The 7750-nt window shown below is 73.7% G+C and carries 6 protein-coding genes; 3 read left to right on the top strand and 3 right to left on the bottom strand.

Annotated elements, in window-relative coordinates:
- Positions 1-49: 49 nt before the first annotated feature.
- Positions 50-1597 (bottom strand): GMC family oxidoreductase, encoded by a 1548-nt coding sequence (locus tag ACWEFJ_RS37140; RefSeq protein WP_449716635.1) that lies wholly within the window; start codon positions 1595-1597, stop codon positions 50-52.
- A gap of 304 nt (positions 1598-1901) precedes the next feature.
- Between ACWEFJ_RS37140 and ACWEFJ_RS37135 the strand changes: the two genes are divergently transcribed.
- The 3 genes from ACWEFJ_RS37135 (at position 1902) to ACWEFJ_RS37125 (ending at position 5521) form a co-directional block, all read left to right on the top strand.
- The gene (locus tag ACWEFJ_RS37135) at positions 1902-2894 is read left to right on the top strand and encodes a DUF1702 family protein (protein WP_378094469.1); all 993 of its coding nucleotides are present in this window, start codon (positions 1902-1904) and stop codon (positions 2892-2894) included.
- Complete coding sequence (locus ACWEFJ_RS37130) at positions 2891-4255, top strand: cytochrome P450 (RefSeq protein ID WP_449716634.1); 1365 nt, start codon at positions 2891-2893, stop codon at positions 4253-4255. Before ACWEFJ_RS37135 ends, ACWEFJ_RS37130 begins: the two co-directional genes overlap by 4 nt.
- Positions 4256-4447: 192 nt before the next feature.
- Positions 4448-5521, top strand: a complete 1074-nt coding sequence (locus tag ACWEFJ_RS37125) for a carboxymuconolactone decarboxylase family protein (RefSeq protein WP_449716633.1) — start codon at positions 4448-4450, stop codon at positions 5519-5521.
- A gap of 351 nt (positions 5522-5872) precedes the next feature.
- Here ACWEFJ_RS37125 and ACWEFJ_RS37120 read toward each other — a convergent pair whose 3' ends face one another.
- A complete protein-coding gene (locus ACWEFJ_RS37120; protein ID WP_378094475.1) occupies positions 5873-6631 on the bottom strand; it encodes a helix-turn-helix transcriptional regulator in 759 nt (252 codons plus the stop codon).
- 47 nt (positions 6632-6678) lie between these two features.
- Positions 6679-7659, bottom strand: coding sequence for a DUF1702 family protein (locus ACWEFJ_RS37115; RefSeq protein WP_378094477.1), 981 nt, complete (start codon positions 7657-7659; stop codon positions 6679-6681).
- Positions 7660-7750: the final 91 nt, after the last annotated feature.

Raw genomic sequence — 7750 nt, 5'->3', positions numbered from 1 at the left:
CCGCCCCCCCCCCCCCCGGCCCCGCCGCCGCTTCGCCGTGGGGCGGGGGTCAGCCCTCGCGCAGCCAGTCCGCCACCCGCTCGCCGATCATGATCGAGGAGAGGTTGGTGTTGGCGCGCACCGTGCTCGGCATGATGGACGAGTCGGCCACGAACAGGTTCTCGGCGCCGTGCACCGCGCCCCGCGCGCCCACCACGGCGTCCGGGTCGGACGCCGGGCCCATCTTCACCGTGCCGACCGGGTGGTAGGCGCTCTCCAGGCTGGTCTTCACGAACTGCCGCACCATGTCGTCCTTGTCGATCATGGCGTCGCGCAGCACCACGAAACCCTGGCCGAGCTTCAGGATGTCGGGGTGGTGCGCCAGCTGCCACGCGGTGCGCACGCCGTCGACGAGGATGTCCATCTCCCGCTCGTCGTCGAGGAAGTTCAGCTCGATGACGGGCGCCGCGGCCGGGTCCGCGGCCGTCAGCCTGATCCGGCCGCGGGAGCCGGGGCGCTGCGACACCACCATGACGCCGAGGATCTCGGTGGCCCCGGCGAGCATCTGCAACTCCGGGAAGTGCGCCAGCGAGAAGTGGTTGACCATGTAGTACTGCAGGTCGTTGAACTCGCCCGAGACCGGCGAGGTGGTGCGCACGATCTGCTGGAGGAACGCCTCGGTCGGGTCGACCGCGCCGGGCTCCGGCACCAGGAACGCGCCGGTGCGCTGGTGGTCGACCAGGTTGCCGCCGACGCCCGGCAGGTCCGCCCGGACGTCGATGCCGAGCCGGCGCAGGTCCTCGGCGGGCCCGATGCCGGAGCGCAGCAGGATCGTCGGGGACGCGACCGCGCCGGCCGCCAGGATGATCCGGCGTCCCTCGACCAGCTCGTACGAGCCGCCCCGGGTGGACGCCATCACGCCGATCGCCTTGACGCCGTCGAACACCACCCGGTCCACCGTGGTGAGCGCCCGGATCTCCAGGTTGGGCCGGCCCCGGACCAGCCGCAGGTACGTCGTGCCGGTGGTGGCCCGGCGCACCGCGTCGTGCCGGGTGGACGGGATCGAGCCGATGCCCGTCGCCTCGGGGTGGTTGTGGTCCTTGACCTCTGGGAAGCCGTGGTCGAGGGCGGCCTGGGTGAACGCCGTCTGCGCGGGCGACAGCTCCTCCGGCGCCCAGCGGCGGATCGGGTACGGCCCGCTCCCGCCGTGGAACTCGCTCTCGCCGAAGTCCTGGTCGTTCTCCAGCTTGCGGAAGTACGGCAGCACGTCCGCGTAGGACCACCCCGGGTTGCCCGCCGCGGCCCAGTCGTCGTAGTCCTCCGGGACGCCGCGCAGGCCGACCGTCGCGCCCACCGCCGAGGAGCCGCCCGCGAGCTTGCCGCGGGGGTAGCGGATGCGACGGCCGTCGTGGACGTCGGCCCGGAAGGTCCAGTCGTTGCCCTCGAACGACATCGACCTGCCGTAGAAGATCTCCTCCGGGAGGTCCTCGGGCTCGACGTAGTCCGGGCCGCCCTCCAGGAGCAGCACGCGCCGCGCGGGATCCTCGGTCAGCCGGGCCGCGAGCGCCGCACCGGCCGATCCGGCGCCGACGATGATGTCGTCATATTGAGCCGTCATAAGCAGTCCTCGAAGAATTGGGCGCTTCGGGCGCAGGGTCCTGCGTCCCGTCGCCGAGCGTCGCACCGGCCGCGATGACCTTGCTACTCACCCGTTGCCCGGCGTTCCCGGCACGGCGTTCGGCCCCGGCGCGGATGTGCTTGCGGCACAACGACTTCTCCGATCATGCCCACTTCGCCGCCGTTCGCACCACCGGCGCACCCGGTGAGCACGCTGGGAGTAGGCGGCCGATCCCCCGCGCCGCAACGATTTCACCCAGTCCGACCCGTCGCGGCGATCCGCGGCGGGACGAAGGGAGCGAACAATGTCGAGCCTCTGGGGTGCGCTCCGGCGCCGCGTCCTGACTCCCGACATCTCCGCGACGAAGCTGTCGGTGCGCGGCTTCCACTACAAGGACGACACCGCGCGGGAACTCCTCGAAACCGTGGGCCGGTCGTTCCTGCAGGGCTACGGGCACGCCGCCGAGTCCCGCACGCCGGACGAGGCGGAGCGCAACCTCGAACTCCTGCCGCACGACTTCCGCGGTTTCGCCTACGAGGGCGCCGGCATGGGCTTCGCGGTGCGCGACGCGCTGCCGTTCGGCCGCGGTGGCCGGGTGGGGCGGTTCCTCGAAGGCCGGGCCAAGGCCCACGACTACATGGTCATCGTGGGCGTCGGCTGGGCGATGGCCCGGGTGCCGCGGTCGCGGTGGTCCAAGCTCGGCCTGGACGACCCGCTGCTGCGCTGGCTCGCGCTCGACGGCTACGGGTTCCACCAGGCGTACTTCCACACCGGGAAGTACGTCCGGCAGCAGTACCGCGAGGCGGACTTCCCGTGGCCCGCCGACGGCCACGCCTGGTACTCCGCCCGCGGCATCGACCAGGGCATCGGCCGGGCGCTGTGGTTCGTCGGCGGCGCCGACCCGAAGGTCGTGGTGGACCTGGTCGAGTCGTTCGACGAAGAGCGCCACGCCGACCTGTACGCGGGCACCGGGCTCGCCGCCACCTACGCGGGCGGGCTGCCCGAGGACGAGCTGCGGTGGTACGCCGACCGGGTCGGCCGCTACCTGCCGAACGTCGCGCAGGGCAGCGCCTTCGCCGCCACCGCGCGCGTGGACCAGGGCCTGGTCGTGCGCCACACCGGTGCCGCGACCCGGGTCTTCTGCGACCTGACGCCGGACGAGGCGGCGCGGCTGTGCCACGACACGCGCCCGCCGGCGGTGGCCGAACTCCCCGAACACCCCGGGATCCCCGCCTTCGAGGTGTGGCGCAGGCGCATCACCGCGGCGTTCACGACCGAAGCGGATGTGACGGCATGACCACGACCGACACGGCCGGTCCCCGGACCGTGCCGGGGCCGCCGCGCGGCGAGACCCTGAGCCTGCTGGCCAGGATGGCGCGCGACCGGCTCGCCGTGATGACGTCGGTGTCCCGGCAGTACGGCGACGCGGTGCGGCTGCGCCTGGGGCCCAAGTCGATGTACTTCTTCAACCACCCCGACCACGCGAAGCACGTGCTCGCCGACAACCCCGGGAACTTCGTCAAGGGCATCGGGCTCGTGCACGCCCGACGCGCGCTCGGCGACGGCCTGCTCACCAGCGAGGGCGAGCTGTGGAAGGCGCAGCGCAAGACGATCCAGCCGGTGTTCCAGGCCAAGCGGATCGCCGGCAAGGCCGACGTCATCGCGCAGGAGGCCGCGGGCCTGGTCGACAAGCTGCGCCGGCGCCGCGGCGGCGCGCCGGTCGACATCAGCGAGGAGATGACCGGGCTGACGCTGGGCGTGCTCGGCCGCGCCCTGCTCGACGCCGACCTCGGCGCGTTCGAGTCCATCGGGCACTCGTTCGAGGCGGTCCAGAACCAGGCGATGTTCGAGATGATGTCGCTGAGCACGGTGCCGCACTGGGTGCCGTTACCCGTGCAGCGGCGCTTCCACCGCGCGCGGGCCGACCTGGACCGCATCGTGGCGCGGCTGGCCGACGAGCGCCGCGCGAACCCGACGCCCGACGGCGACGACATCCTGTCCCGGCTGGTCGAGGCGACGCGGCGGGAACCCGACCCGGCCGTCGCCCACCAGCGGATGCGCGACGAGATGGTGACCCTGCTGCTGGCCGGGCACGAGACCACGGCGAGCACGCTGAGCTGGACGTTCTACCTGGCCGACCGGCACCCCGAAGTGTGGGAGCGGATGCACGCCGAGGCCGTGGAGGTGCTGGGCGACCGGCTGCCGACGTTCCGCGACATCGCGCGGCTGAAGTACACGACCCAGGTGATCCAGGAGGTCATGCGGCTGTACCCGCCGGTGTGGATCCTGCCGCGGGTGACCCGCGAGGAGGACGTGATCGGCGGCTACCGCGTGCCGGCCGGCGCGGACGTGCTGATCTGCCCGTACACCCTGCACCGGCACCCCGCGTTCTGGGAGGAGCCGGACCGGTTCGACCCGGACCGCTTCTCGCCCGGCCGCTCGTCCGGGCGGTCCCGCTACGCCTACCTCCCGTTCGGCGCCGGTCCGCGCGTGTGCGTGGGCAGCGGCCTCGGCATGATGGAGGCGACCATCGTGGCCGCCAGCGTGGTGCGCGAGCTGCGGCTGTCCACGGCCCCGGGGTACGAGGTCCGCGGCGAGCCGATGCTGACGCTGCGCGTGCGCGGCGGGCTGCCGATGACCGTGCGGTCGGCCGCGTGAGCGGTCGCCGCGTCGGGCCGATCGGCGGACGCGCCGGGGCACGGCGTCACCGCGGGTGCGCGCCCCGGTGGTCGCCCCGGCTCCGGTCGGGCGAACCCGCCCGCGACGCCCCCGAACCCCGCGATCAGGCCACTACGCTGGTGCTCCTCCTTCCTTCCCCATCCCGACGTGCCTGCGGAGGAACCGATTCCGATGCGATCAATCGTCATGGCCGGTTTGCGCGGGCTGTCCACCGCGCAGGTGCGCCTGGTGCGCCCGGTGCGGTACGGGGCGGCCGGCGGGACGGTGGGCCGGGTCTACCGCGAGCTGGAGCGTGATTTCGGCGTGCTCGCGCCGCCGGTCGCGCTGCACGCGTCCTCACCGGACGTGCTGGCGGCGACCTGGCTGATGCTGCGCGAGACGCTGCTCGTCCCCGGCTCCGTGCCGCGGGAGCAGAAGGAGGCGGTGTCCACCGCCGTGTCCGAGACGAACAACTGCCCGTTCTGCGTCACCATGCACTCCTCGATGCTGATCGACCTCGTCGGCTACCGGGGCGGTCACATCCCGGACCCCGCGGCGCGGGCCGTGGCGGAGTGGACGACGGCGAACGCGACGCCGGAGGGCGCGGCCGCGCACCCCGTGCCGTTCCCGGCCGCGCAGGCGCCGGAGATGGTCGGCACGGCCGTGACGCTGCAGTACCTCAACCGGATGGTGAACCTGTTCCTGGGCGAGCTGCCGCTGCCGCCCGGCTCGCCGGCCTCGTCCCTCGTGGTGGTGCGGCGGGTGCTGGTGTGGTTGATGAAGTCGGCCGAGCGCCGCGGCCCGCGGCCGGGGACGTCGCTGGACCTGCTGCCGGACAGCCCGTTGCCGGACGACATGGCGTGGGCGCGGGGCCACGACGCGATCGCCGGCGCGTTCGCCCGCGTCGCGGCCACCATCGAGGAGGCCGGTCGCCGATCCGTCCCGGAGCGGGCGCGGGAGCTGGTGCTGGCGCACGTGAACCGGTGGGACGGCAAGCCGATGGGCATCAGCCGGGCGTGGGTGGAGGAGGCCGTCGCCGACCTGCCCGAGGACCAGCGCGGGGCCGGGCGGCTGGCGCTGCTGACGGCGCTGGCGTCCTACCAGGTCGACCAGTCCGTCGTGGACCGCTTCCGCGCGGAGCGGCCGGACGACCGGTCGCTCATCGACCTGACGTCGTGGTCCAGCCTGACCGCCGCGCGCCGGGTGGGCGGCTGGATGAGGTTCCGGGACCCCGCCCCTCCCGTGGCGCAGCCCGCGCACGAGTGACGACCGGTCCCCGGGCCTCCGACAGCTCCGGTCCGCCAGGGCCGGAGCTGTCGCGCGCGCCGGTGCCGGGATCGGCGCGGTTCCGGGCGATCCGGACACGACCGGCGAGGCATCCCGCCTCGGGGAGCCGGCTCCATCGACCCGATCGTCGCCCGGCCGCCATCCCGCCTCAGGGCACCGGACCCGATACCGTCACCCGCTCGGGCAACCACCTCGCGGCACCGGCGAGCCGGCTCCACCGTCCCGGCGCGTCCGCCATTTCTCCCCCGGCGACGCGTGGCCGTCGGATTTCCCCGTGCGGGCAAGGGAAAGCCCCCGCGGTGCCCGGTGCGCACCGACGGGGGCTCCCGCTCAGCGGTGGGCCAGCTCGACGCCCGCCGAGCTGTGCGTGTCCAGCTCCGGCAGCGCGAGCAGGATCGGCAGGTCCAGCGTCCGGGTCGACCGGGTCTCGATGTCCGCCTCGGCGGTCAGCCCCGCCCGCACGGTGGCCGCCCCGGCCCCGCCGACGAACAGCGGACGCCGCTTGGACGGGTTCGGGTCGAGGTCGTCCACCGCGACCACGGCGGCCCGGAGGTGGAACTGCCCTTCCGGCAACGACTCCAGCCGGTACGGCCCCGCGCCGTCGCGGATGTCGCACGCCACCGGGACGCCCTGGGCGATCGGGTCCCGGAACGCGCCGACGTACACCCGCACCGGCGTGCGCGTCTCCGGCACGGCGACCCACCCGGCCACCGCACCCGCCTGGCCGCCGCGGACGGGACCGGCGAACGGCGCGGGCGGCAGCACGCCACCCCGCGACAGCGCCCGGTACCGGGCGGGCGGCACGCCGACGCTGCGGGTGAAGCGGCTGGTGAACGTGCCGAGGCTGTTGTAGCCCACCATGTACGAGATCTCGGTGACGCTCAACGACGTCTCCAGCAGGAGCTGCTTGGCCTTGGTGAGCCGGATCGCGGTGAGGAACCGGCCGGGAGAGGTCCCGGTCAGCGTCCGGAAGACCCGCGAGAAGTAGAACTTGCTCAGGATCGCGGTGTCCGCCATGTCGGCCAGTGAGAGCGGCTCGTGGTACCGGCTCCACATCGTGTCGATCGCACGCTCTACCGCAGACTGCACGACAGTCCCTCCATTCCCCTCGTCGGCGCGGTCGCGTCGGCCGGCCGTCACACCCGTCCCCGCGCCCGGAACTCGTCCGCGATGCGGCGGCGCCACACCTCGTAGGCGGGGACGTCGCCGTCGACCGGGCCGGTCGGCCGGTTGCGGGCGCTCACCTCCGACGCCTCCGCCACCGGCAGGCCGCAGAACACGTCGGTCGCCAGCTCGTTGTGCGGCACGACGAGCCCGGCCTTGACCCGCGCGGTCGCGGCGAACGCGCTCGCCTGGGCCACGAACGGCCGGTGCTCCCCCGCCCGGTCCCACAGCAGCTCCAGCTCGCGCCGCTCGACGCCGCCGGCGTAGGTGGCGGCCAGGCCCGCGCCGCTGTAGAGGTCGCAGTGCCGCTCCCGCGGGAACTTGTCGATCAGGTTGGCCACCACCTCGGGGTCCGTGCCGCCGACGAACCACAGCGCGCGGCCGATCCCCTGGTCGATCGCCCGGTCGGCGTACCAGGCGGGTCCTTCGGCGGGCCACGGGAACGACGGTTCCCGGTAGTGCTCGTGCACGTACTCGTCCGGGTGGAAGTACGCCTGGTGGAACCCGAAGCCGTCGTGCACGAGCCAGCGGATCAGGTCGTCGGTCACGTTCGCGGTCACGGCGGGCCAGCGGAACCGCGGCACCCGCGCCAACGCCCACCCCACGCCGACGTAGACCATGTAGTCGTGCGACCGGGCGCGCCCGGTGAGGAATTCGGCGACGCTGCGGCGGCTGCCCAGCGGCAGGCCGTCGCGGACCGCGAAACCCATCGCCGCGCCCTCGTAGGCGAAGCCGCGGAACCGGACCGGCACCTCCTCCAGCAGGGGCTCGACGTCCAGCGGCCGCCGCGACGCCGCCGCGTGCCCGTATCCGGTCAGGAACACCCGGCCCACCGTTTCGAGCAGTTCGGTCGCCTCGGGCGTCTTCTCGTGGAAACCGCGCACCGAGGGTTTCGTCTCCGACATCGACGGCGTCAGCACGCGGCGCCGCAGCGACCGGTACAGGTTGGCCATGGTGCTCTCCCATCGGTATCCGGTCGCCGCGGGCGGCGGTTCGTCCGAGAATCCACCGCGGGTCCGACCCGGTCTACTCCACCCTTGCGCC

The sequence above is a fragment of the Actinosynnema sp. NPDC004786 genome, from assembly GCF_053601135.1.
The sequence above is the reverse complement of the archived record's forward strand: the minus strand, read 5'-3'. Positions and strand labels throughout refer to the sequence as shown.